Source organism: Alysiella filiformis, assembly GCF_014054525.1.
In the GTDB taxonomy this organism is placed as follows: Bacteria; Pseudomonadota; Gammaproteobacteria; order Burkholderiales; family Neisseriaceae; genus Simonsiella; species Simonsiella filiformis.
In genome coordinates this window covers 2,316,417-2,341,396 of sequence record NZ_CP059564.1, presented here as the reverse complement: position 1 = coordinate 2,341,396, position 24,980 = coordinate 2,316,417, and the positions used below count along the sequence as shown (strand labels likewise).

The window sequence follows — 24,980 nt, the reverse complement described above, 5'->3', positions numbered from 1 at the left end:
GTTAATCGGCTTTTTGTTTAAAAAGGAAAATCATCATGAGAACATCGTCTATGCTGCTGCCTTTGTTTTTGATTGTGGCGGGTGTGTTGTGGTTGCTCAAATCTATGGATTGGTTTCCCAGCACCGCCATGATTGTGGCGTATGGCTTGGTGGCAACAGGCTTGCTGCTGCTGATTTTTGACGGCATCAACAAACAAAGCATCGTCAGCGCACCTTTGTTGATGTATGTGGGTGGCGCGATTTATGCGCGACATGAATACCTGATTGCCACTTCGCCACTGATTGCCATAGGCATGATATTTTCAGGCTGCCTGATGTTGCTCTCGCGCAGCAGCATGGTGCCATACAAGAAAAACACCTTGCCCAAATGAGCATTCAGGCTGAAACCTTTGCAAAACCTACTTTTAAACTGACGTAGGGGCGGATTTCATATCCGCCCTTTTTTCAATTTATGTAAAAATAGGACGAGTGTAGGGTGCAACTTGTTGCACCATTTTCCTGATAAAACATGGATTTGGTGCAACAAGTTGCACCCTACATGGCGTCCCAAAAATAAAAATTTCTGCAAGTCTAAACAGGGCAGATATGAAATCTGCCCTTGCGAACCGAGTTTTGCAAAGGTTTCAGGCTGCCTGAATTTAAGCCAATTGTGCCAACAAATCGCGTTGAAATGCCCATTGTTGCAACGAATCCAGTTGCCATTGAGGGGCGTGTACCCAAAAGCGGTCTTCCACGCGGTCGCCCAAAGTGGAAATGTGGGCGTGGCGCAAACGCACTTGATATTGGGCAAACACTTCCGTGATGTCGGCAAGCAGCGCATTGCGATTGGCGGCGATGATTTCAATGTTGTACCAGCCTTGCTGTTCGTTGTCGGGCTGAATGTCCAAAATGGGCATGAAGGGCAAATGTTTGGCGCGGCGACTTTTTTTCAGGCTGCTGGGGGCAATTTCAAAAGGTTGAGCAATAAAACGGTGCAATTTTTGCAACAAAGCCGCCTGAATTTGAGGGTATTCCTCGGGCAAAACGCGCTCATCAAACGCCACATGAAACGTATCCAAAATGAAATTGTGTTCCGTAATAAAAGCGCGCGCGGCAACAATATCCAAATGATGTTGGCTCAACAATCGGCACAGGCGCGTAAACAGGCGGTCGCCATTGGGCATGTAAACCAAAATTTGCAACACATTGTCGGGCAAAGGCAAAATTTGCGCGGTAGGCAAATCGGGTTGGGCAGACAAAATCGGCAAATGCCACGCCATCATCTCCACCGAATGGCTGACAAAATAGGCTTGCCCCAAAATTTGCCACAATTTTTTGATTTGCTTGGGCGTGGCGTGGTGTTGCGACAAAATCGCGTGGGCGTGCTGCTCGCGCACATTCAAAAGCGTGCTGGGTGGCGTGTTTTCGCCCGATAAATGTTTTAAGGCTGCCTGAAAAAGCCGTTGCAATAATTGCGCTTTCCAGCCATTCCAAATTTTGGGGTTGGTGCCGCGAATGTCGGCAACGGTAAGCAAATACAGCGCGGTTAAACGTTGTGGCGAAACCACTTTTTCACAAAAATCGGCAATCACTTGGGGGTGGTCAATGTCTTGTTTTTGGGCAACTTGCGACATCAACAAGTGGTGTTCCACCAGCCATGCCAGCAAATTGGCGTGTTCGGTGGGCAGATGGTGGTCGTGGGCGAAACGTTGCGCGTCTGCCACGCCCAAAATTTCGTGTTGTCCGTTGCGTCCTTTGGCAATATCGTGAAACAGGGCTGCCAAATACAAAACCGATTTGGGTTCAAACTCGTGCATCAAGCCCGATGCGAAAGGCAATTCGTGGCTGTGCGCGTCTATGGCAAAACGGCGCATGTTTTGCAACACCATCAAAATGTGGTCATCAACAGGATAAATGTGAAACAAATCGTGTTGCAACAAACCCACAATTTTGTGCCATTCGGGTAAATATCGCCCCAAAATCCCATAAACATTGAGCAAACGCATGATGTGCGTTAGCCCATCGCCCCATTCAAAAAAACGCAAAAAACGGGCGCGATTGGCAGGATTATTGTAAAAATGCGCGTTGATGTTTTGCGATGCCGCCCACCATTGGCGCAAGGTTTTGGGGGCAATGCCATTGAGTTGGCGATTTTGTTGCAATTTTTCAATCAAAATAAACAGGTGTTCGGGCTGTTTTTCAAATAATTTGAGGTCTTTGGCGGCGATTTTGTTGCCCACGGCGTAATAATCATCGTCCAAATGCGTGATGTGGCGCGGAAAGTGGCTGTACACGCGCCCACACAGCATGGGCACAATCATTTCATTGAGCTGACACACGGTTTTTAAGGCACGATAGGTTTGGTGCATCAGCTTTTCGCTGCCTTGCTGGGCGTGCTGACCCAAACCCAAATTGTGTGCCAAAGTGCTTTGTAAATCAAAAATCAGGCGGTCTTCGGCGCGGTTGGCGGCAAGGTGCAGTTCTATGCGAATTTGCGCCAAAATGCGGTGGCTTTGGCGCAACAAGCCCCATTCTGCTCGGTGGAGCAGGGCGCGTTCGGCAGCATGAAACCAGTCGCCCGATAAATTTTGGACTTTTGCCAGCCACATCATGGTGTGTATGTCGCGCAAGCCGCCTGTGGCGTTTTTGATGTTGGGTTCTAGGGCGAAACTGGGTTGCTTGGCGTGGCGTTGTTGCATTTCCAGCACTTTGCCTTGCATGAAGGAGACGATATCGCGTTGTTGGGAAAAGGCTTTTTCGCAGCGTTGCGCCAAATTCAGGCTGCCTGAAAGGTATTTCATTTCCAAAAAGGCGGTGTCGGTACTCAAATCGTGTTGTGCTGCTTGGCATAATTCGTTCAGGCTGCCTGAACGCACGGCAGGATTGAGTTGCGCGTCCCACAGCGTTTGCACAAATTGGGCGATGCGTTCCTGTTGTGCCGTGTGCAATGGCTCGGGGGCAACGATAGCCAAATCCAAATCGGAATGCGGATACAGCTCGCCACGCCCCAAACCGCCCACCGCCAGCAAACACAAAGGCGAATCTGCCCCAAAATGTTGCAACCACACTTGTTGCAAAAAGGCGTAAATGGCTTGACTGTGGCGGCGAAAAAATTTCAAAGGGCTGCGTTCGCGCAAATACAGTTGTGTGGCTTGTTCTTTTTGCGCACAAAGGTGTTGATGGGGCATGATTTTCTTTCTTGAAAAAGGGTTCAGGCTGCCTGAAAAGCAATGTGTGTTAAAATAGGTTTATTCTGATTCAATGATATTTGATATGCAACCGTTTTCACATTATCTTAATCAAACTTGGTTTCGTGTGGCTTTTTATGGCACATTGGGGATTTTTGTGCTGATTGGGGGGCTGTATTTTGCCCTGTATCGCATTTCCGATGCGGCAAAATTGAGCCACATGGCAAATCAAGCCTTGGCAGGCACACAACGCCAGCTCACATTTGATGCCGATGTGGGGCGGAGCTTAACGCCGCGTCCCACCATCATTTTGCGCAATGTGGTGCTGACCGAACCCGATGGCAAAACCCCCGCCGCCCAGTTGGGCGAAATGCGCGTGGGCGTGGCGTGGCGCAGCCTGTTGGGGCAAACCGAAATTGAAAAATTGGTTTTGAACAATGTGGCTGCCGTGTTGAGCCGCAACGAACAGGGTGTGTGGAATTTTGCCGATTTGCTCAATCAAAGTGCGGGTAAATTGCCTGTGAATCGGGCTTTTATCAACAATGGCAATATTTTGTTGCACATTCACAATCAGCAAATTCAGTTGAACAAAATTGCCTATCAACACGAACACCGTGGCAGCGATGTGGTCTATAACCTCACCGCGCAAGCGCAGCATTCATCGTGGAATCAATTACACCTTCAAGCACAAGGCATTGCCAAATACAATGAAAAAGGCGATTTGCTGTTGCCCAATGTGCTTGCCAAATTCAATGGTCAAGAAAGCAATCAGGATTTTTCAGGCAGCCTCAGCACCCATATTGTTGCCAACCCACAGCAAATTGTGGCAGAAGACAGCCAGTTGATTGTGCGCAGCAACCGCTTTGCCAGCCACAGCGATGTGAGCGTGAAAAAAATCACCCAAATCGGCAACGATTGGCGCGTAAAAGACGTAAACAGCGTGTTTACAGGCAGCCAAGGCAATCAACAATTAAGCGGCACCATCACCATTGGCGAAGCCGATTGGCAAAACCAACAATGGCAAAGCCAAGAAATGACACTCAATTTTGATGCGCGTAGCCCCGATTTTGGCACGACCTATCTCACATTCAACGGTTCGGCAAATTGGCGACCCAACCAAAGTTTTAGCATGCCCGATGTGAAAATCAGCACCCGCCAAGAACAAGCAGGCAAAGTGCCACGTTTGCTTGCCGAATTGTCGGGCAGCCTGAACGTGCAAAATGCCGAAAATTGGCAAACCCAAGCACAAGGTATGTTTGACCGTCAGCCCGCGCAATTTTCATTGGTGCGCCAAGGCAATGTGTTGAGCGGCACGGTGCAGCTTGCCAAATTGAATTTGGACGCGTATTTGCCACAAATTCAAAAAGGGGCAGAATCGTCTTATCCCCAATGGTTGCGCGATGATGTGCAGGCAACCATTGATGTTGCCATCAGCACCTTGAATTTGCCCTCGCTGGAAATCAACGACATTCAAACCACCCTGTTGGCAAACAGCAAAAGCATGACTTTTGAACCATTGAGTGCCGATTTGTATAGCGGACACACATCAGGCAGCTTGGTGGTGGCAAACGAATCGCCCTTGCGCTATACGCTCACACAAAAGGCGCAAGGGGTGCAGATTTTGCCGCTCATGCAAGATTTGTTCCGCAGCAGCGAATTGAGCGGCAAAGGCGATGCCGAATTGAACTTGACCACCACAGGCAGCACGCGCCAGCAATTAACCGAAAACCTGGCAGGCACATTGCATTTGAATGTGGCAAACGGCAGTTGGCACGGTTTGAACATTGCAGAATTGATGAACAATGCCGACAATGGCAACAACAAATTGCAAAGCAACCGCGATTCTGCCACACCATTTAGCCAATTTGAGTTGAAATCCGATATCCAAAAAGGCGTGAGCAGACATCAAATAAGCAGCCGTTTTGTTCAGCCAGCCGTGGAAATGACCAGCACAGGCGAAACCAATTTGTTGAGCGGACAAATCGGCAACGATGTATTTTTAACCAGCAACAATGGACAAAACATTCTGCCCATCAAATTAAGCGGCACGATTGATAATCCCGCCATCAGCTTGAATTATGAAAAATTGACGCGCGGCTTAAAAACCGCCCAACAGAAAAAAGAAGCGGTGGAAAATGCACTGAAAAAACAATGGGAATGGATAAGAGAAGGCAGAGAAAAAGCCATCGCATCCACCGAAAATCAAACGGAAAACGATAAGGGTGTTGCCAATGTGTTGGTGCAGCCTGAAAGCCCACCGCCAGCCAAAGCCAGCGCAGAAGACGTGCAACTTGCCCCCCTGCCCAAGCCCGATTTGAAACCCGAACCCAAACAGCCGATTAAGCCCATTTTGCAACCATCGGCAAATGCGCGTGGCGAAAAATCGGACAAAACCGACAAAATCGCCAAAGACAAAAAACAGGCAAACGACAAGAAAACCACCGCCGACAAAAAGCCCAATCCTGACAAAAAAGCCCCAGTCGCGCCCAAAGAAAAGGACAAACCCAAACCCCCCAATAAATCCAACGAAGACAAACCCAAGCCCAAACCCAGCGCAGACAAAAATGCCGCCAAAGACAAAAAAACCGTTGTGAAAAAAGATGCCGCCCCCAGCAAAAAGGACGATAAGAAAAAAGCCAATTCGCGTTAGATTGGGCTTTCAGGCAGCTTTTTAAAATTGGGTAGGGTCGTGAAAAGCAGCCTGAAATTTTTTCTTTTTGATGAAACAACCATGTTAAGCACCCCCCCATTTGCCCCCAAAGTTGCCCAATGGCTTGCCGATTTGGGCATTGCCCATGCCGATGATGTGCGCCAAATCAACCCGTGCCGTGCCTTTTTGTTGCTCAAACAGCACGCCAATGGCATCACGCAAACCGTGTTTTGGCAACTGGTGGCTTTGGTAGAAGGTTGCAGCGTTGCCCAATTATCGCCGCAGCAGCGCGTGTTTTGGCAGACGCAATTACGCGATTGTCCGCCTGTTGCCGTGTTTCCACCGCGCGATGAGATGAATTATTTTATGCAATTTGCTTTGCAACAAGCGGCGCAGGCAGCCAAATTGGGCGAAATTCCTGTGGGGGCGATTGTGGTTCATCGGGGCAACATCATTGCCCAAGCGCACAATTCATGTGTTTCACAACACAATGTGAGCCACCATGCCGAAATTTTGGCATTGGCGCAAGCAGGGCAGGTGTTGCAAAACTATCGCCTGAATGATTGTGATGTGTATGTGAGCCTTGAACCTTGCGCCATGTGTGCCAGCGCGATTTTGCAGGCGCGAATCAGACGCTTGATTTTTGCCGCGCCCGAACCGAAAACAGGCGCAGCAGGCAGCGTGTTGGATTTGTTTGCGATGAAAAATTGGAATGCCCACACCGCCGTGTTGGGTGGCGTGTTGGCAGATGAATCACGACAACTGTTGCAGGACTTTTTTCAATCCAAACGATGAGACACAAAAGGCAAAGTGAGTTGCCATTCAGGCAGCCAGCCGTTTGCCACCGCCACGCTTTCGCACACGGCGATGTTTGCCACCGCCACGCATTTGCCTGCCATTTCCACCACCAACCAATGGCGGCGCACGGGTGGGGGTATTTTTTTGTCTTGCAACAATTTGACCACGCTTTTTCTGCCCAGTGGTGTGATGAGCGTGTCGCTGGTGCGATAGGGGCGCACAATCGCATCACGATTCAAATCTGCCCACGCCAAACCGCGCGGTGCGGCTTGCCAAGTTAATTGCGGTGCGCGATTCAGGCTGCCTGAAAAATTTTGCGTTTGCGCCACATAATCGGCTTGTTGTTGCGCGTGCCACGCCCACAGGTGCTGGCGATAAAGCCAAATTGCCCCTTGTGGCAACGACCAAATGTGTTGTGCCGAATCGGGCAAATGTGCCATAAAATCATTCAGGCTGCTTTTGCGTGGCAGACCCAATTTTTTGATTTCACAAAATTTCAATAACACCGCCTTTTGTCTTGCCGCGCTCAAACGCAACAGGGCAGGGCGCGACACAATCCCATTGTGGCAACAATCTTGCCAATCTTGCGCCAAAACTTGATTCACAACCGACAATTCATCTTGCAAAACCTCAATGCTGCCCAAAATGTGCTGCCGAATGTCGGGAACGCGATTTTGAATGTGGGGCAACAAATCGTGGCGCACCCAGTTGCGCAAAAAATCGGTGCAATCGTTGCTGGTGTCGTGAATGTGTGTGAGTTGATGTTGTTGAATATATTGCTCAATTTCGGCACGAGACGCATTCAAAAATGGGCGCAAAACATTCAGGCTGCCTGAAACGCGCGTTTCGGGCATTGCCGCCAATGCGCGTAAACCCCCACCACGCAACATCGCCAACAAAACCGTTTCCACTTGGTCGTCAGCGTGGTGCGCCAAAATCAGGCTGCCTGAACCGATGTTTTTCGCAAAAGCGCGATAGCGTGCCGCCCGAGCTGCGGCTTCCACGCCCAAATCGCTGGCGTCAATTTGCACGCGCTCAATGGTGAGTGGCACAGCGTATTGCTGGCACAAATTGGCGCAAAAATCCGCCCACATATCCGCATTTTCATTCAAGCCGTGATGGACGTGAATGGCTGCCAAATTCAGGCTGCCTGAACACATTTGCCGATGCCGATACCGTGTCAGCGCGTGCAGCAAAGCCACCGAATCCGCGCCGCCGCTCAATCCCACCCACACAGTTGGTGGGCGCGTGTGTTGTTGAAAAAAAGTGTGAATGTGGTGCAGCAGCATAAATGAAACCCCGTTTCAGGCAGCCTGAAATCATCTGTTGTGAACAATAAAGCAAAATTCAATGGCACAAACATACATGTATGTGCAATAAAAGGCAGCAAAATCAATCATCATTTTGCTTGTGGTGATTTTTTATCATGGATATTTTTTATCACATTCATATCGTTTTTTTATGAAAAAAGATTTTAAAGTGCGCCAAAGTGCATTATTGCACAATAAAATCGTTTTTGTGAAAAAACAGGCACATTTGTGCTTGTCAATTGGCATAAAATTTTATATAGTTCGTTACACAGAGCTACAAAAATAGAGAGAAACAACATTTCAGGCAGCTTTTCTTACGTTTCGGTTGCGTGAAATATCGGCTTTGCGGTGTCGCTTTTTTCCTTTCGGGCGGCATGGCAAAGGCAGGCGCAAGCCTGTATGTTTGTGAAGCGTAAAATCTCTGATTTGAGGTATTTCGGGCAGTTTTCCCCAAAGCTGCCCGTTTTTTTTTGGCTGAAACCTTTGCAAAACCTACTTTTAAACTGACGTAGGGGCGGATTTCATATCCGCCCTTTTTTCAATTTATTGATAAGAATGAAAATTTCTGAGAACCTAAACGGGGCAGATATGAAATCTGCCCCTACAAACCGAGTTTTTCAAAGGTTTCTGGCTGCCTGAAAACGATTTGCTGCGTTTTCAGGCAGCTTTTTGCCAATAATGATAAAATTCGCGCATTTTAAAAGCAAAAACACAGGACAACAAACATGACACAAACCACAGAACGCGACAGCATGCAATATGATGTGGTGATTGTTGGCGCAGGCGTGGCTGGCTTAACCGCCGCCATCAAATTAAAACAAATTGCCCAACAAAATCAACGTGAAATCAGCATTTGCGTTTTGGAAAAAGGCAGCGAAGTGGGCGCGCACACCCTTTCGGGGGCGATTATTGACCCGATTGCTTTGGGCGAATTGTTTCCGAATTGGCGCGAATTGGGCGCGCCGCTCACACGCACGGTTACGCAAGACAAAATTTTGTTTTTAACTGAAAATCAATCGTTTACCATGCCGATTACGCCACCCAGTTTTCAAAACGAGGGCAATTACATCATCAGCTTGGGCTTGTTGTGCAAATGGCTGGCTGAACAAGCCGAATTGTTGGGCGTGGAAATTTACGCAGGTTTTGCCGCCAGCGAGATTTTGTATCACGAAAATGGCAGCGTAAAAGGCGTGGCAACAGGCAATATGGGCGTGGACAAAAATGGCAGCCCCACCGAAAATTTTCAGGCAGGCATGGAATTGCACGCCCAACAAACCCTGTTTGCCGAAGGCGCGCGCGGTTCGTTGAGCAAACAAATCATCAAACAATTTGCGTTGGACAAACACAGCCAACCGCAAACTTATGGTTTGGGCATTAAGGAAATTTGGGAAGTGTCGCCCGAGCAATGTCAGGCAGGTTTGGCAATGCACACCGTGGGTTATCCTTTGGACAGCAAAACCTATGGCGGTTCATTCATTTATCATTTGGACAACAATCAAATTGCCATTGGTTTGGTGGTGGGTTTGGATTATCAAAATCCCTATTTGTCGCCTTTTGAAGAAATGCAACGCTTGAAACTGCACCCCGCCATTCGCCCCATGCTGGAAGGCGGCAGACGCATTGCCTATGGTGCGCGCGCTTTGGTGGAAGGCGGCTTGCAAAGTTTACCTAAATTGGCGTTTGAAGGTGGGGTTTTGATTGGCGATGCGGCTGGTTTTTTGAACGTGCCGCGCATTAAAGGCAGCCACGCGGCAATGAAATCTGCCATGCTTGCCGCCGAAGCGATTTTTCCGATTTTGGACGATTTGGGCGATGTGCCGCCTGAAAAAGGCAAAATCGCCACACAGTATCAAACTTTATTTGAAAACAGTTGGTTGTATCAAGAATTGCACCAAGCGCGCAATATTCGCCCTGCGTTTAAATGGGGTTTGTTGCCTGCCATGGCATACACGGCTTTGGAACAATATGTTTTCAAAGGCAAAACGCCTTGGACAATTTCCCATCACGGCAGCGATTCAGGCAGCCTGAAAAAAGCCGATTTGTTTCAAGCCATTCATTATCCCAAGCCAGATGGCAAGCTCACTTTTGACCGATTGAGCAGCGTGTTTTTGGCAAACGTGTCGCACGAAGAAAATCAACCCGTTCATTTGCAATTAAAAAACCCCAGCTTGGCAATCGATGTGAATTACCGTGATTATGCCAGCCCCGAAACGCGCTATTGCCCTGCTGGTGTGTACGAAATTGTGCAAGAAAACAACGTACCGCGTTTGCAAATCAACGCCGCCAACTGCGTGCATTGCAAAACCTGCGACATCAAAGACCCCACCCAAAACATCAATTGGGTTTGTCCAGAAGGTGGCGGTGGACCCAATTATGGCGCGATGTAGTTTTCAGGCAGCCTGAAAATCATCAATCCCTTATTTTTGAAAAGGAAAAACATGAATACCGCCATCATCGCTTTGGGCAGCAATTTGGACAACCCCATTGCCCAAATCCAAAACGCGCTGGCAAAATTGCGTCAGCAGCCTGAAATTGCCGATTTGCGCGTGTCGTCTTTGTACCGCACCGCGCCCGTGGGCTATGCCGACCAACCCGATTTCATCAATGCGGTGGCGGTGCTGCGCACACCGCTCCATGCCTTGGCGTTGCTGCATTTGTTGCAAAATGTGGAAAATGAATTTGGGCGCGTGCGTTCATTTCAAAATGCACCGCGTACTTTGGATTTAGATGTGATTGATTTTAATCATGAAAAATGGGATACGCCCGAATTGACTTTGCCCCACCCACGCGCCCATTTGCGGGGATTTGTGATGTTGCCATTGGCAGAAATCGCACCCGATTGGGTTTTGGGGGAATACGGTACTGCCGCCGAAATCGCCACTCTTTTGGGTGATGAAGGCATGGTGCGTTTGCCCTGAAAAGCCAAACAGGCAGCCTGAAAAACCATGTTCAGGCTGCCTGTTTTTGTGTTTAAATGTCTTTGGGATTCATGACCATACGCAATTTAACCGACAAAGTATCGTCTGCCGTGCGACCAATCTCAAACCACCAAATCGCCCCCCTTTTAAACGCCCACGACCGTGCCGCCACCTCGCCATTGCCATTGAGCAGCAATGCCGCCAAATCGCCAATCCACGGTTGATGACCCACCACAATCACGGTTTGGTTTTCGCCACATTCGCCCAAAATGGGGGCGATGTCGTATGCCGCCACGTTGGGGTTCAGCCCAGCCAAACGGCGCGTGGGGCGACCCAAATAGGCTGCCGTTTGGCGACTGCGCTTGGCTTCCGATACCCACAATTCGGGTTTTTCAGGCAGCTTTTCGCGCAAAAATGCCGCCATTTTTCGCGCTTGTTTGCGCCCTTTTTTCGTCAAACGCCGTGCCAAATCTTTGTCGCCCACTTCGGCTTGGGCGTGTCGCCACAAAATCAAATTCAACATGAGCTGTTTTCTCCACAACAAAAAATCCGATACTACCCACTTTCAGGCAGCCTGAAAACACGTTATCATCAAAATTTTAACCTTTTAAACGAAAGAATCCAATATGAAAATCACAAGCCAATGGGTAGAAAATCGCTGCTTTGTCGCCACCAACGAAACAGGACAAAGCGTGGTCATGGACGGACAAGCCGCCAGCGAAGGCGGCAAACGCGGTGCCAGCCCAATGGAGCTGCTGCTGATGGGCGTGGCGGGCTGTTCCAGCATTGACGTGGTAGAAATTGCCAAAAAACAACGCCAACGCATTGTGGATTGCATTGCCACCGTAGAAGGCACACGCGCCGACAGCATTCCTAAAGTGTTTACCGAAATACACATTCATTTTCAAGTGATTGGCCATGATTTGAACCACGAAGCCATTGCCAAAGCGGTGTCCTTGTCTGCCGAAAAATACTGTTCCGCGTCCATTATGTTGGGCAAAGCCGCCAAAGTGAGCCACAGTTTTGAAATTGTGGCGGCAGAATAAAAGTTTCAGGCTGCCTGAATGCATATTTCAGGCAGCTTTTGTCATTTTTTGTCATTGGATTTTCAAAATGTTAAATGTGAACTTTATTTGGCTAAATGGTTTGATTGGTGCGTGTGGATTAAGTTTTAACTTTAAAATTTAAGTAATACAGAATCATTTTTAATTAAAAATGGATTTCATTTAATAGCGGCATAATAATGGCTTTCATTTTATTGAGAAAAACATCATTTTTGATATAAAACACCAATATGAACTGGCAATACATCTGGCAAACCGCTCCCCGATTTTTTCAGGCAGCCTTAATGACTTTGGAATTGGCTGTTTATGGCATTGTTTTGTCATTGTTATTGGGTGGTGTGGTGGCGATTTTCACCGCCTACAAAACCCCCATCTTGAACAAAATCAGTCGAGCTTATATTGAATTGTCTCGCAATACCCCTTTGTTGATTCAGTTGTTTTTTTTGTATTACGGCTTGCCCAAAATCGGCATTAAATGGAGTGGCTTTACCTGTGGCGTGATTGCCCTTGTGTTTTTGGGGGGCAGTTATATGGCAGAAGCCTTGCGAGCGGGCTTGATTGCCGTTCCCAAAGGACAAATAGAAGCAGGCAAAGCCATTGGTTTGAATAAAATTCAAATTTTTTGGTATGTGGTGTTGCCCCAAGCGTGGGCGATTGCCCTGCCTGCGGTGGGAGCGAATGTCTTGTTTTTAATCAAAGAAACTTCCGTCATCAGTGCGGTAGCGGTGGTGGAATTGATGTTCTTAACCAAAGACATTATTGGTATGGATTACAAAACCAACGAAGCCTTATTTTTGTTATTTATCAGCTATTTGCTGATTTTGTTGCCTGTGGCAATGTGGGCAAGATGGGCAGAGAAAAAAGCAAGGAGTGCAAAATATGGCACTTGATTGGTTGTTTCAGGGACAAAATCTCCCCCGCCTTGCCGAAGGCTTGTGGCTGACCGCTCAAATTTCCTTTATTTCGGTGGGCATTTCGTGCATCACAGGGACTTTGTTTGGCTTGATAATGCGGTCGTCCAACCCATTTGTTCGCTTACTGAGCATACTTTATTTGGAAACCATACGCATTGTGCCGATTTTGGTGTGGCTGTTTATGTTGTATTTTGGGCTGGCTGAATGGACGGGCGTGCATTTGAGTGGACTGTGGGTGTGCGTGTGGGTGTTTGTGCTGTGGGGAACAGCAGAAATGGGCGACTTGGTGCGTGGTGCTTTACAATCCATTGAAAAACATCAAGTAGAAGCAGGATTGGCATTGGGGCTTTCTAGGTTTCAGGTGTTTTATCTGATAGAAGCCCCACAAGGTTTACGAAGATTGTTGCCCAGTGCCATTAACCTGTTTACCCGTATGGTCAAAACCAGCTCGCTTGCGGCATTGATTGGCGTGATTGAGGTGGTAAAAGTGGGTCAGCAAATCATTGAAAACTCCTTACTAACCGTGCCAAATGCGTCTTTTTGGGTATATGGTTTGATTTTTGTGTTGTATTTTGTGATTTGTTACCCTTTATCTTTACTTGCCAATCGCCTAGAACAACAATGGGAAAGTTAATTTTATGAACCAAAACAAAACGCCCTTAATTCAAATTAAAAATTTACGCAAATGCTATGGCGACACCATTGCCATTCCCAATTTGAACTTGGATTTGCACAAAGGCGAAGTGGTCGTGATTTTAGGTGCATCAGGTTGTGGCAAATCCACCTTACTTCGTTGTGTGAATGGTTTGGAAAGCATACAAGACGGCAGTATTACAATGCGCGGCGTGGGCGAATTTGGCGTGGACATTGCGTGGGAAAAAGCACGCCAAAAAGTCGGTATGGTGTTTCAAAGCTATGAATTGTTTGCCCATATGAATGTGATGGACAATATTTTGCTTGGGGCAATCAAAGCCCAAAAAAGGGACAAAGACGAAGCCACCCAGCAGGCTCATCAATTATTAAAACGGGTTGGCTTGTACGACAGACGCACCGCCTTTCCACGAGAATTGTCGGGCGGACAAAAACAGCGTATCGCCATTGTTAGGGCGTTGTGTATGAATCCAGAGGCGATTTTGTTGGACGAAATCACCGCAGCCCTAGACCCCGAAATGGTGCGTGAAGTGCTTGATGTGGTACTGGAATTGGCAAAAGACGGTATGAGTATGCTCATCGTAACGCACGAAATGGGCTTTGCCCAAAAAGTTGCCGACCGCATTGTCTTTATGGATAAGGGTTTGATTATTGAAGAAAATACGCCAGAGCAATTTTTTACAAACCCCACAACCGACCGTGCCAAACAGTTTTTAAATATGATGGAATACAATGCCTGACAGGTTGTTTAAGGCAGCCTGAAAAACAGCAAAGTGCCATTTAACCCTTTTTTTTAACCAACAAAACAATGGAGTAATTGTAATGCAATTGACCAAAAAATCCCTTTCATTTTTTTCCGCCATTGCGTTAAGCCTTGGCTTGGTGGCTTGCGGTGGTGGCGACAAACCTGCCGACTCTCAGTCCAAAGCCGAAACCAACGCAGCCGCCCCAGCCGATGCCGATACTTTGGCAAAAATCAAAGCCGCCGACAAAATCCGCATTGGCGTATTTGGCGACAAGCCCCCCTTTGGCTATGTGGACGCAGATGGTAAAAATCAAGGCTTTGATGTGGAAATCGCCAGAGAATTGACCAAAGATTTGCTTGGTAGCCCTGATAAAGTGGAATTTATCTTAACCGAAGCCGCCAACCGTGTGGAATACGCCAAGTCAGGTAAAGTGGATTTGGTATTGGCAAACTTTACCCAAACCCCAGAGCGTGCCGAAGTGGTTGATTTTGCAACACCTTATATGCAAGTGTCTTTGGGTGTGATTTCGCCAGCCAATGCCAAAATCACCGATATTGCTCAATTAAAAGGCAAAACTTTGCTTGTAAACAAAGGCACAACCGCCGATGCCTATTTCACCAAAAATCACCCCGAAATCACCTTACTTAAATTTGACCAAAACACCGAAACTTTTGATGCCTTAAAAGACGGTCGTGGTGTGGCATTGGCACACGACAACGCTTTATTGTGGGCGTGGGCAAAAGAAAATCCAAACTTTGAAGTGGCGATTGGCAAATTGGGCGAACCTGAAAACATCGCCCCAGCCGTGAAAAAAGGTGATACGGCTTTGCTTAATTGGGTAAATGAAGAAATGGCGAAAATCAAACAAGATGGTCGTTTGGTTGCTGCCTATGATAAAACGCTAAAACCTGTTTATGGCGACAAAGTGAAACCAGAAGAGTTGTTGGCTAAGTAAGCGGATTATTTGATGAAAACCGTTTGTATTCCAAAATCTTAAATTTTCAATTCAAATTGATGATGAATGATAAAATGGATAAAGGATACAAGCGGTTTTTGATGTTTTAGAGGAGTATTTGAACGTTGATTTTTATTTATCTGTTTGTTTTTATATTGATATAATGTGTGAGTGGATGGGGTGTGCGTACTTGATGCTGGTTCGGGTAGCCTGAAATAATCAACTTTAAGGTTGAGGTGGAATGAGTGTGAATTTCCCATTTTTTGAATGGTTTTGTATTTTTTAAAAGAAAATTTCCTTAACTATCATTGATTTTGTGTGTTGTTGGGTGTTTGGATGTGATTGGGTGCTTGACGTTGTGTGAGATTGTGGGCATAATTCGGTTTTTCGCTGCTACGGCGGCGGAGAAATGTTTAGTTGAATTTTTTAGTTCTTTAAAAAATGATTACCGATAAGTGTGAGTGTATTGAGCCTCACACTGTTTTGAGAGTTTACAAGATTGAATGTGTTTTTCATATTTATTTCTTGTTAATTTCTTTGAAGCAGACCAGAAGTTGTAAGTTAGAGATTGAACATAAGAGTTTGATCCTGGCTCAGATTGAACGCTGGCGGCATGCTTTACACATGCAAGTCGAACGGCAGCACGAGTACTTGTACTTGGTGGCGAGTGGCGAACGGGTGAGTAATGCATTGGAACGTACCGAGTAGTGGGGGATAACTGTCCGAAAGGATAGCTAATACCGCATACGACCTGAGGGTGAAAGCGGGGGACTTTTAGGAGCCTCGCGCTATTTGAGCGGCCAATGTCTGATTAGGTAGTTGGTGGGGTAAAGGCCTACCAAGCCGACGATCAGTAGCGGGTCTGAGAGGATGATCCGCCACACTGGGACTGAGACACGGCCCAGACTCCTACGGGAGGCAGCAGTGGGGAATTTTGGACAATGGGGGGAACCCTGATCCAGCCATGCCGCGTGTCTGAAGAAGGCCTTCGGGTTGTAAAGGACTTTTGTCGGGGAAGAAAAGCGGATTGATAATACCAGTTCGTGATGACGGTACCCGAAGAATAAGCACCGGCTAACTACGTGCCAGCAGCCGCGGTAATACGTAGGGTGCGAGCGTTAATCGGAATTACTGGGCGTAAAGCGAGCGCAGACGGTTTGTTAAGTCAGATGTGAAATCCCCGAGCTCAACTTGGGAACGGCGTTTGAAACTGGCAAGCTAGAGTATGTCAGAGGGGGGTAGAATTCCACGTGTAGCAGTGAAATGCGTAGAGATGTGGAGGAATACCGATGGCGAAGGCAGCCCCCTGGGATAATACTGACGTTCATGCTCGAAAGCGTGGGTAGCAAACAGGATTAGATACCCTGGTAGTCCACGCCCTAAACGATGTCAATTAGCTGTTGGGGCACTTGATGCCTTAGTAGCGTAGCTAACGCGTGAAATTGACCGCCTGGGGAGTACGGTCGCAAGATTAAAACTCAAAGGAATTGACGGGGACCCGCACAAGCGGTGGATGATGTGGATTAATTCGATGCAACGCGAAGAACCTTACCTGGTCTTGACATGTGCGGAAGGCTTTAGAGATAGAGCTGTGCCTTCGGGAACCGCAACACAGGTGCTGCATGGCTGTCGTCAGCTCGTGTCGTGAGATGTTGGGTTAAGTCCCGCAACGAGCGCAACCCTTGTCATTAGTTGCCATCATTAAGTTGGGCACTCTAATGAGACTGCCGGTGACAAACCGGAGGAAGGTGGGGATGACGTCAAGTCCTCATGGCCCTTATGACCAGGGCTTCACACGTCATACAATGGTCGGTACAGAGGGTAGCCAAACCGCGAGGTGGAGCCAATCCCAGAAAACCGATCGTAGTCCGGATTGCACTCTGCAACTCGAGTGCATGAAGTCGGAATCGCTAGTAATCGCAGGTCAGCATACTGCGGTGAATACGTTCCCGGGTCTTGTACACACCGCCCGTCACACCATGGGAGTGGGGGATACCAGAAGTAGGTAGGGTAACCGCAAGGAGCCCGCTTACCACGGTATGCTTCATGACTGGGGTGAAGTCGTAACAAGGTAGCCGTAGGGGAACCTGCGGCTGGATCACCTCCTTTCTAGAGAAAAGAAGAGGTTGAATGCACTCACACTTATCGGTAATCGTATTATAGATGCAAGAATTAAAAAGCAGATTAAAGAAGAAATGATAAGGTTTAAGATTGTTTATTTTTAAATTTTAAATTTTGATGTTTCTTTGATTTGTTTTAAATAAGTTCATGGGTTTGTAGCTCAGGTGGTTAGAGCACACGCTTGATAAGCGTGGGGTCGTAGGTTCAAGTCCTACCAGACCCACCAGTTGCAAAACAAAGGAATACTGGGGGCATAGCTCAGTTGGTAGAGCACCTGCTTTGCAAGCAGGGGGTCATCGGTTCGATCCCGTTTGCCTCCACCAAGATTCAGGCAGCCTGAAAGTGGAATAAAAATAAAATAAAAAACTTTTAAAAAGAGTTAAGCTTAAAAAGTTTAATTTTTTATTTTTGATTATTTTTCTTTTTTAAATTGCAAATTAAAGCGAGTTTGTGTAGAATGGCTAGCTTGCTTGTTTTAATTTGCAATTTGCTGATGATTTTATCAGTTAATTGATTGCATCGCTCTTTAACAAATTGGAAAGCCGAAATCAACAAACAAAGACAATTTTGGTTTGATTTGGTTTGAAATCAGTTTGCAAACTGATTTCAGGCAGCCTGAAACAAAACTCAGGTTAAAAAGAATTGAACAACAGTATTTGGGTGATGATTGTATCAATACCCGTCTTGAAACACAAAAGGCAAGATGGGTATCACAACAAAGCAGTAAGCTTTATTGTTTGAGAATCTAAGTAGAATATGGTTGTCAACGCTGTATTCTGCAAAGTCAAAGGTTCTTCAAATGATAGAGTCAAGTGAATAAGTGCATCAGGTGGATGCCTTGGCGATGATAGGCGAAGAAGGACGTGTAAGCCTGCGAAAAGCGCGGAGAAGCTGGCAAAAAAGCAATGATACCGCGATGTCCGAATGGGGAAACCCACACAGCAATGTGTATCCCAGTCTGAATACATAGGACTGGCGAAGCGAACCGGGAGAACTGAACCATCTAAGTACCCCGAGGAAAAGAAATCAACCGAGATTCCGCAAGTAGTGGCGAGCGAACGCGGAAAAGCCTGTGCGTGATAATGGCACTGTTAGGAGAAGGACTTGGAAAAGTCCGCCACAGTGGGTGATAGCCCCGTATCCGAAAACAGTATCATGGTACTAAGCGCACGACAAGTAGGGCGGGACACGTGAAATCCTGTCTGAATACGGGGGGACCATCCTCCAAGGCTAAATACTCATCATCGACCGATAGTGAACCAGTACCGTGAGGGAAAGGCGAAAAGAACCCCGGGAGGGGAGTGAAATAGAACCTGAAACCTGATGCATACAAACAGTGGGAGCACCTTTAATGGTGTGACTGCGTACCTTTTGTATAATGGGTCAACGACTTACATTCAGTAGCGAGCTTAACCGAGTAGGGGAGGCGTAGGGAAACCGAGTCTTAATAGGGCGATCAGTTGCTGGGTGTAGACCCGAAACCGAGTGATCTATCCATGGTCAGGATGAAGGTGCCGTAACAGGTACTGGAGGTCCGAACCCACGCATGTTGCAAAATGCGGGGATGAACTGTGGATAGGGGTGAAAGGCTAAACAAACTCGGAGATAGCTGGTTCTCCCCGAAAACTATTTAGGTAGTGCCTCATGTATCACTTCTGGGGGTAAAGCACTGTTATGGCTAGGGGGTCATTGCGACTTACCAACCCATTGCAAACTCAGAATACCAGAAAGTGCAATCATGGGAGACAGACATCGGGTGCTAACGTCCGGTGTCAAGAGGGAAACAACCCAGACCGCCAGCTAAGGTCCCAAATGACAGATTAAGTGGTAAACGAAGTGGGAAGGCACAGACAGCCAGGATGTTGGCTTAGAAGCAGCCATCATTTAAAGAAAGCGTAATAGCTCACTGGTCGAGTCTTCCTGCGCGGAAGATGTAACGGGGCTCAAATCTGTAACCGAAGCTGCGGATGCTAGTTTACTAGCATGGTAGGGGAGCGTTCTGTAAGCCTGTGAAGGCAGCTTGTAAAGGCTGCTGGAGGTATCAGAAGTGCGAATGTTGACATGAGTAGCGATAAAGCGGGTGAAAAGCCCGCTCGCCGAAAGCCCAAGGTTTCCTACGCAACGTTCATCGGCGTAGGGTGAGTCGGCCCCTAAGGCGAGGCAGAAATGCGTAGTCGATGGGAAACGGGTTAATATTCCCGTACTTTGATTCAATGCGATGTGGGGACGGAGAAGGTTATGCTGGCAATCTGTTGGAATAGATTGTTTAAGCCTGTAGGTGGAAGGAGTAGGCAAATCCGCTCCTTCTTAACACCGAGACGTGATGACGAGTGTCCACGGACACGAAGCAGCAAATACCACGCTTCCAGGAAAAGCCACTAAGCTCCAGTTGAATCAAAACCGTACCGCAAACCGACACAGGTGGGCAGGATGAGAATTCTAAGGCGCTTGAGAGAACTCGGGAGAAGGAACTCGGCAAATTGATACCGTAACTTCGGGAGAAGGTATGCCCTGTAAGGTTAAGGACTTGCTCCGTAAGCCTATCAGGGTCGCAGAGAATCGGTGGCTGCGACTGTTTATTAAAAACACAGCACTCTGCTAACACGAAAGTGGACGTATAGGGTGTGACGCCTGCCCGGTGCTGGAAGGTTAATTGAAGATGTGCAAGCATCGGATCGAAGCCCCAGTAAACGGCGGCCGTAACTATAACGGTCCTAAGGTAGCGAAATTCCTTGTCGGGTAAGTTCCGACCCGCACGAATGGCGTAACGATGGCCACACTGTCTCCTCCCGAGACTCAGCGAAGTTGAAATGGTTGTGAAGATGCAATCTCCCCGCTGCTAGACGGAAAGACCCCGTGAACCTTTACTGTAGCTTTGCATTGGACTTTGAAGTCACTTGTGTAGGATAGGTGGGAGGCTTTGAAGCAGAAACGCCAGTTTCTGTGGAGCCGTCCTTGAAATACCACCCTGGTGGCTTTGAGGTTCTAACCCAGACCCGTTATCCGGGTCGGGGACCGTGCATGGTAGGCAGTTTGACTGGGGCGGTCTCCTCCCAAAGCGTAACGGAGGAGTTCGAAGGTTACCTAGGTCCGGTCGGAAATCGGACTGATAGTGCAATGGCAAAAGGTAGCTTAACTGCGAGACCGACAAGTCGAGCAGGTGCGAAAGCAGGACATAGTGATCCGGTGGTTCTGTATGGAAGGGCCATCGCTCAACGGATAAAAGGTACTCCGGGGATAACAGGCTGATTCCGCCCAAGAGTCCATATCGACGGCGGAGTTTGGCACCTCGATGTCGGCTCATCACATCCTGGGGCTGTAGTCGGTCCCAAGGGTATGGCTGTTCGCCATTTAAAGTGGTACGTGAGCTGGGTTTAAAACGTCGTGAGACAGTTTGGTCCCTATCTGCAGTGGGCGTTGGAAGTTTGACGGGGGCTGCTCCTAGTACGAGAGGACCGGAGTGGACGAACCTCTGGTGTACCGGTTGTTTCGCCAGAAGCATAGCCGGGTAGCTAAGTTCGGAAGAGATAAGCGCTGAAAGCATCTAAGCGCGAAACTCGCCCAAAGATGAGACTTCCCCTGTGGTTTAACCACATTCAAGGGTCGTTGTAGACCACAACGTTGATAGGTCGGGTGTGGAAGAGTGGTAACACTTGCAGCTAACCGATACTAATTGCCCGTAAGGCTTGACTCTATCATTTGAATAACTTTAAACAGTTCTACTACAAATGACAAAGCTTACTGATGACTCAGTCATCACCAAAAATACAAAATCAATACAAACACAAAACCTTTGTTTTATTGGCTTCCCAATTTACCCCCTTTACGTTTGGCGACCACAGCGGTTTGGACCCACTCCTTCCCTTCCCGAACAGGACAGTGAAACATCCCTGCGCCGATGATAGTATACTCCGTATGCGAAAGTAGGTCATCGCCAAACTCCTTATTCTCTACCCCAGCTCCTTTTATTTTATTAGGTGCTGGGGTTTTGCTATTAAAAAAGCAAATAAAATACAATAGACTACTGGTAAAGATAAAAAAAAGGCGTATAATGCAATTTTGATGTTTCAGGCAGCCTGAAACCTTTTTTCTGTTTGTGAGCCAAGGACATGAACTGATTTTTTTAAACTTAACCTGCACACCTTGGCGGTGCATTTGAAAGCAAATCCAATATGGAAAATTTTGCCCAGTTACTGGAAGAATACTCAGCAACCCAAGAAATGACTCATGGCGAAGTAATTACTGCCGAAGTTGTTGATATTACCGATAAATTTGTTGTGGTTAATGCTGGCTTGAAGTCTGAATCTTTGATTGACATCGCCGAATTTAAAAATGCACACGGCGAATTGGAAGTGAAAGTTGGCGACTTTGTTACCGTTACCATTGAATCTGTGGAAAATGGTTTTGGCGAAACCAAATTGTCGCGTGAAAAAGCCAAACGTGCTGCTGATTGGATTACTTTGGAAGAAGCCATGGAAGATGGCGAAATCTTGTCTGGCGTGATTAATGGCAAAGTGAAAGGCGGCTTGACTGTGATGATTAACAGCATTCGCGCATTCTTGCCTGGTTCTTTGTTGGACGTTCGCCCCATCAAAGACACTTCTCATTTTGAAGGCAAAGAGATTGAATTTAAAGTCATCAAATTGGATCGCAAACGCAACAATGTGGTGGTATCTCGCCGCGCTGTGTTGGAAGCCACTTTGGGTGAAGAACGCAAAGCTTTGATGGAAAACTTGCAAGAAGGCACCATCGTTAAAGGCTTGGTGAAAAACATTACCGATTATGGTGCATTCGTTGATTTGGGCGGCATTGATGGCTTGTTGCACATCACTGATTTGGCTTGGCGTCGTGTTAAGCACCCAAGCGAAGTGTTGGAAGTGGGTCAAGAAGTGGAAGCCAAAGTATTGCGCTTTGACCAAGACAAACAACGTGTTTCTTTGGGCTTGAAACAATTGGGCGAAGACCCATGGGACGGTTTGGCTCGCCGCTATCCACAAGGTCATCGCTTGTTCGGTAAAGTGTCTAACTTGACTGAATACGGTGCATTTGTTGAAATTGAACAAGGCATTGAAGGTTTGGTTCACGTTTCTGAAATGGACTGGACAAACAAAAACGTTCACCCAAGCAAAGTCGTTCAGTTGGGCGATGAAGTTGAAGTGATGATTTTGGACATTGATGAAGACAAACGCCGCATTTCTTTGGGCATGAAACAATGTCAAGCTAACCCATGGGAAGCTTTTGAAGCGGACTACAACAAAGGCGACAAAATCAAAGGTGCGGTTAAATCCATTACCGATTTTGGCGTATTTGTAGGTTTGCCTGGTAACATTGATGGCTTGGTACACTTGTCTGATTTGTCTTGGACTGAATCTGGCGAAGAAGCGGTTCGCAAATACAAAAAAGGCGAAGAAGTGGAAGCGGTTGTATTGGCAATTGATGTGGAAAAAGAACGCATTTCTTTGGGCATCAAACAATTGGAAGGCGACCCTTTCAACAACTACTTGGCAATGAATGACAAAGGTGCTTTGGTTAAAGGTACGGTGAAAGCGGTTGAAGCCAAAGGTGCAACCATTACTTTGGCTGACGAAGTGGAAGGTTATTTGCCTGCTTCTGAATTTGACAGCGAGCGCGTTGAAGACTTGACCACCAAGTTGAAAGAAGGCGATGAAGTGGAAGCGATTATCGTAACCGTGGACCGCAAAAACCGCAGCATCAAATTGTCTGTGAAAGCCAAAGACGCAAAAGCCAACGATGAAGCGTTCAAAGCGGCTCAAACGGCTGCTCCTGCTAATGCGGGTACAACCAGCTTGGGCGATTTGTTGAAAGCCTCTTTGGGCAAAAACTGAATAGGTAAACCAGATGACAAAATCTGAATTGATGGCGCGTTTGGCAGAAGTTTTTGCTGAAAAACACCCTGAATCGGAATTGCAAGCAAAAGACGTTGAACAAGGCGTGAAAGTTTTGGTGGACACCATGACGCGCTCTTTGGCAAAAGGTCAGCGCATTGAGATTCGTGGTTTTGGTAGTTTCAGTTTGAACCATCGTCCTGCGCGTGTGGGTCGCAACCCAAAAACGGGCGAAAGTGTGAATGTGCCTGAAAAACACGTTCCGCATTTTAAACCCGGTAAGGAATTGCGCGAACGCGTAGACCAAGCTGCTAAATAATTGATGATACTCAACACCCCAAAATCAGTGTGATGATTTTGGGGTGTTTTTGATTGTGTGTGGTTCAGGCTGCCTGAACAGGCTCATGCTTCGGTAACGGCTTCACGCGCAAAGGTTTTTTCGCAATAGTGGCATTTTAATTTGACCAAACCGTTTTGTTGATGAACGTGAAAGCGGCTGACCACGGGTTCGCTGTGGCTGGCGCAATTTTGGTTGGGGCAACAAAAGACTTCGGTAATGCTTTCAGGCAGGCTTAAACGCATTTTTTTGATGACGACAAAATTTTCAATTTGGTTTACCACCGCATTGGGCGAAAACAATGCCAAACGGTTGGCATCTTCTTCGGAAAATTGCACATCTTTGATTTTGATGATGTCTTTTTTGCCTTGACTTTGGCTGGGCAGGTTGAAACCCACGGTTACGGCGTTGCCATAATGCAACAGTTTGAATTGTCGCAAAATGGTTAAACCCAAACCTGCGGGAATGTGGTCAATCACGGTGCCATTTTCAATGGCTTCTACACTTAATTGATTGTTTTTCATGTTTTTTTATCCGTAAAATGGTTTTCAGGCTGCCTGAAATGACACTTCTTCATTCAGCAACAATGCCAACATCGCCATACGCGCATACACGCCATTGGTGGCTTGCTCAAAATAGTAGGCGTGGGGGGTGTTGTCCACATCGGGGGCGATTTCGTCCACGCGGGGCAGGGGGTGCAACACGCGCAAATTGGCTTTGGCATTTGCCAACATATTGGCGGATAAATTGAATTTGCCTTGAATTTTGGCAAATTCTTCTGCGTCAAAGCGTTCGCGTTGCACGCGGGTCATGTACAAAATGTCTGCCCATTCAATCGCGCTTTCCAAGTCGGGGAAAATTTGCCATTTTGCGCTGTGTGCGTCCAATTCTTCGGTGATGTAGTCGGGCATGGCGAGACTGGGCGGCGAGATGAAGGCAAATTCACAATCAAATAATTTTAAAGCCTGTGCCAATGAATGTACGGTGCGACCGTATTTTAAATCGCCGCACATGGCGATTTTCAGGTTGTTCAGGCTGCCTTGCGTTTCGTAAATGGTTAATAAATCAAGCAATGTTTGGCTGGGGTGCTGGTTGGTGCCGTCTCCTGCGTTGATGACGGGAACGCGCGAAAATTCGGCTAACACCCGTGCTGCGCCGTCTTTGGGGTGGCGTTGGATAATTGCGTCTGCGTAACTGCTGATGATGCGTGCGGTGTCGGCAAGGGTTTCGCCTTTTTTTGCGCTGGTATTGGCACCGTCTGCAAAGCCGATGACTTTGCCGCCCAAGCGTTGAATGGCGGTTTCAAACGACAGCCGTGTGCGTGTTGATGGCTCAAAAAAGCATGATGCAATCAATTTGCCTTCCAGCAATGTGTTTTGTGGATTGTGCTTTAATTTCAAAGCAGTATCCAGCAATAATTGTAATTGTGTCATGCTCAAATCGGCAATGGAAATGATGTTTTTTTGATACAGGGGATTGGGCATAATGTTCCTTTCAGGCTGC

Annotated in this window: 17 protein-coding genes, 2 tRNA genes and 3 rRNA genes; 17 read left to right on the top strand and 5 right to left on the bottom strand. The window is 47.3% G+C overall.

Annotated features, from left to right (window positions below; all coding sequences use genetic code 11):
- Positions 1 to 35: 35 nt before the first annotated feature.
- Positions 36 to 371: a hypothetical protein gene (locus tag H3L97_RS11345; protein WP_097114219.1), complete on the top strand. Its 336-nt coding sequence runs from the start codon at positions 36 to 38 to the stop codon at positions 369 to 371.
- Between the two features lie 267 nt (positions 372 to 638).
- Here H3L97_RS11345 and glnD read toward each other — a convergent pair whose 3' ends face one another.
- The gene (gene glnD / locus H3L97_RS11340; RefSeq protein ID WP_097114218.1) at positions 639 to 3,167 is read right to left on the bottom strand and encodes a [protein-PII] uridylyltransferase; all 2,529 of its coding nucleotides are present in this window, start codon (positions 3,165 to 3,167) and stop codon (positions 639 to 641) included.
- 85 nt (positions 3,168 to 3,252) lie between these two features.
- Here glnD and H3L97_RS11335 point away from each other — a divergent pair, with 85 nt between their 5' ends.
- The gene (locus tag H3L97_RS11335) at positions 3,253 to 5,817 is read left to right on the top strand and encodes an AsmA family protein (RefSeq protein ID WP_179655822.1); all 2,565 of its coding nucleotides are present in this window, start codon (positions 3,253 to 3,255) and stop codon (positions 5,815 to 5,817) included.
- A gap of 81 nt (positions 5,818 to 5,898) precedes the next feature.
- Positions 5,899 to 6,612, top strand: coding sequence for a tRNA adenosine(34) deaminase TadA (gene tadA, locus H3L97_RS11330; protein WP_097114293.1), 714 nt, complete (start codon positions 5,899 to 5,901; stop codon positions 6,610 to 6,612).
- Here tadA and tilS read toward each other — a convergent pair.
- Complete coding sequence (gene tilS / locus H3L97_RS11325) at positions 6,597 to 7,904, bottom strand: tRNA lysidine(34) synthetase TilS (protein WP_097114216.1); 1,308 nt, start codon at positions 7,902 to 7,904, stop codon at positions 6,597 to 6,599. The genes tadA and tilS overlap by 16 nt on opposite strands.
- A gap of 746 nt (positions 7,905 to 8,650) precedes the next feature.
- Here tilS and H3L97_RS11320 point away from each other — a divergent pair.
- Positions 8,651 to 10,312 (top strand): electron transfer flavoprotein-ubiquinone oxidoreductase, encoded by a 1,662-nt coding sequence (locus tag H3L97_RS11320; protein WP_097114214.1) that lies wholly within the window; start codon positions 8,651 to 8,653, stop codon positions 10,310 to 10,312.
- A 51-nt stretch (positions 10,313 to 10,363) separates the two neighbouring features.
- A complete protein-coding gene (gene folK / locus H3L97_RS11315; RefSeq protein WP_097114213.1) occupies positions 10,364 to 10,843 on the top strand; it encodes a 2-amino-4-hydroxy-6-hydroxymethyldihydropteridine diphosphokinase in 480 nt (159 codons plus the stop codon).
- Between the two features lie 52 nt (positions 10,844 to 10,895).
- Here folK and H3L97_RS11310 read toward each other — a convergent pair whose 3' ends face one another.
- Entirely contained in the window at positions 10,896 to 11,366 is a 471-nt protein-coding gene (locus tag H3L97_RS11310; protein ID WP_224446343.1) for a SixA phosphatase family protein, read from the bottom strand.
- Between the two features lie 103 nt (positions 11,367 to 11,469).
- Between H3L97_RS11310 and H3L97_RS11305 the strand changes: the two genes are divergently transcribed.
- The 12 genes from H3L97_RS11305 (at position 11,470) to H3L97_RS11250 (ending at position 23,459) form a co-directional block, all read left to right on the top strand.
- The gene (locus tag H3L97_RS11305; protein ID WP_097114212.1) at positions 11,470 to 11,889 is read left to right on the top strand and encodes an OsmC family protein; all 420 of its coding nucleotides are present in this window, start codon (positions 11,470 to 11,472) and stop codon (positions 11,887 to 11,889) included.
- A 248-nt stretch (positions 11,890 to 12,137) separates the two neighbouring features.
- Positions 12,138 to 12,797, top strand: a complete 660-nt coding sequence (locus H3L97_RS11300; protein WP_097114211.1) for an amino acid ABC transporter permease — start codon at positions 12,138 to 12,140, stop codon at positions 12,795 to 12,797.
- Positions 12,787 to 13,455 carry an amino acid ABC transporter permease gene (locus H3L97_RS11295; RefSeq protein WP_097114210.1) on the top strand — a complete coding sequence of 223 codons (669 nt, stop codon included), beginning with the start codon at positions 12,787 to 12,789 and terminating at the stop codon, positions 13,453 to 13,455. Before H3L97_RS11300 ends, H3L97_RS11295 begins: the two co-directional genes overlap by 11 nt.
- Before the next feature lie 4 nt (positions 13,456 to 13,459).
- On the top strand, positions 13,460 to 14,212 hold the full coding sequence (locus tag H3L97_RS11290; RefSeq protein WP_097114209.1) for an amino acid ABC transporter ATP-binding protein: 753 nt from the start codon (positions 13,460 to 13,462) through the stop codon (positions 14,210 to 14,212).
- An 82-nt stretch (positions 14,213 to 14,294) separates the two neighbouring features.
- On the top strand, positions 14,295 to 15,173 hold the full coding sequence (locus H3L97_RS11285) for a cysteine ABC transporter substrate-binding protein (protein WP_097114208.1): 879 nt from the start codon (positions 14,295 to 14,297) through the stop codon (positions 15,171 to 15,173).
- 570 nt (positions 15,174 to 15,743) lie between these two features.
- Positions 15,744 to 17,282 (top strand): 16S ribosomal RNA (locus tag H3L97_RS11280).
- Positions 17,283 to 17,443: 161 nt separating this feature from the next.
- Positions 17,444 to 17,520, top strand: a tRNA-Ile gene (locus H3L97_RS11275).
- Between the two features lie 21 nt (positions 17,521 to 17,541).
- Positions 17,542 to 17,617: transfer RNA gene (locus H3L97_RS11270), tRNA-Ala, on the top strand.
- Positions 17,618 to 18,100: 483 nt separating this feature from the next.
- Positions 18,101 to 20,988: ribosomal RNA gene (locus H3L97_RS11265) — 23S ribosomal RNA — on the top strand.
- A gap of 134 nt (positions 20,989 to 21,122) precedes the next feature.
- Positions 21,123 to 21,234, top strand: a 5S ribosomal RNA gene (gene rrf, locus H3L97_RS11260).
- Together the 16S, 23S and 5S rRNA genes with 2 tRNA genes alongside form the textbook arrangement of a ribosomal RNA operon.
- A gap of 232 nt (positions 21,235 to 21,466) precedes the next feature.
- Positions 21,467 to 23,140 carry a 30S ribosomal protein S1 gene (rpsA, locus tag H3L97_RS11255; RefSeq protein WP_097115174.1) on the top strand — a complete coding sequence of 558 codons (1,674 nt, stop codon included), beginning with the start codon at positions 21,467 to 21,469 and terminating at the stop codon, positions 23,138 to 23,140.
- A gap of 13 nt (positions 23,141 to 23,153) precedes the next feature.
- The gene (locus H3L97_RS11250) at positions 23,154 to 23,459 is read left to right on the top strand and encodes an integration host factor subunit beta (RefSeq protein WP_097115175.1); all 306 of its coding nucleotides are present in this window, start codon (positions 23,154 to 23,156) and stop codon (positions 23,457 to 23,459) included.
- A gap of 83 nt (positions 23,460 to 23,542) precedes the next feature.
- Here the strand turns inward: H3L97_RS11250 and pyrI are convergent, their stop codons facing one another.
- Both pyrI and pyrB read right to left on the bottom strand, forming a co-directional pair.
- Positions 23,543 to 24,001: an aspartate carbamoyltransferase regulatory subunit gene (gene pyrI / locus H3L97_RS11245; protein WP_097115176.1), complete on the bottom strand. Its 459-nt coding sequence runs from the start codon at positions 23,999 to 24,001 to the stop codon at positions 23,543 to 23,545.
- A gap of 24 nt (positions 24,002 to 24,025) precedes the next feature.
- Entirely contained in the window at positions 24,026 to 24,961 is a 936-nt protein-coding gene (gene pyrB / locus H3L97_RS11240) for an aspartate carbamoyltransferase (RefSeq protein WP_097115177.1), read from the bottom strand.
- Positions 24,962 to 24,980: the final 19 nt, after the last annotated feature.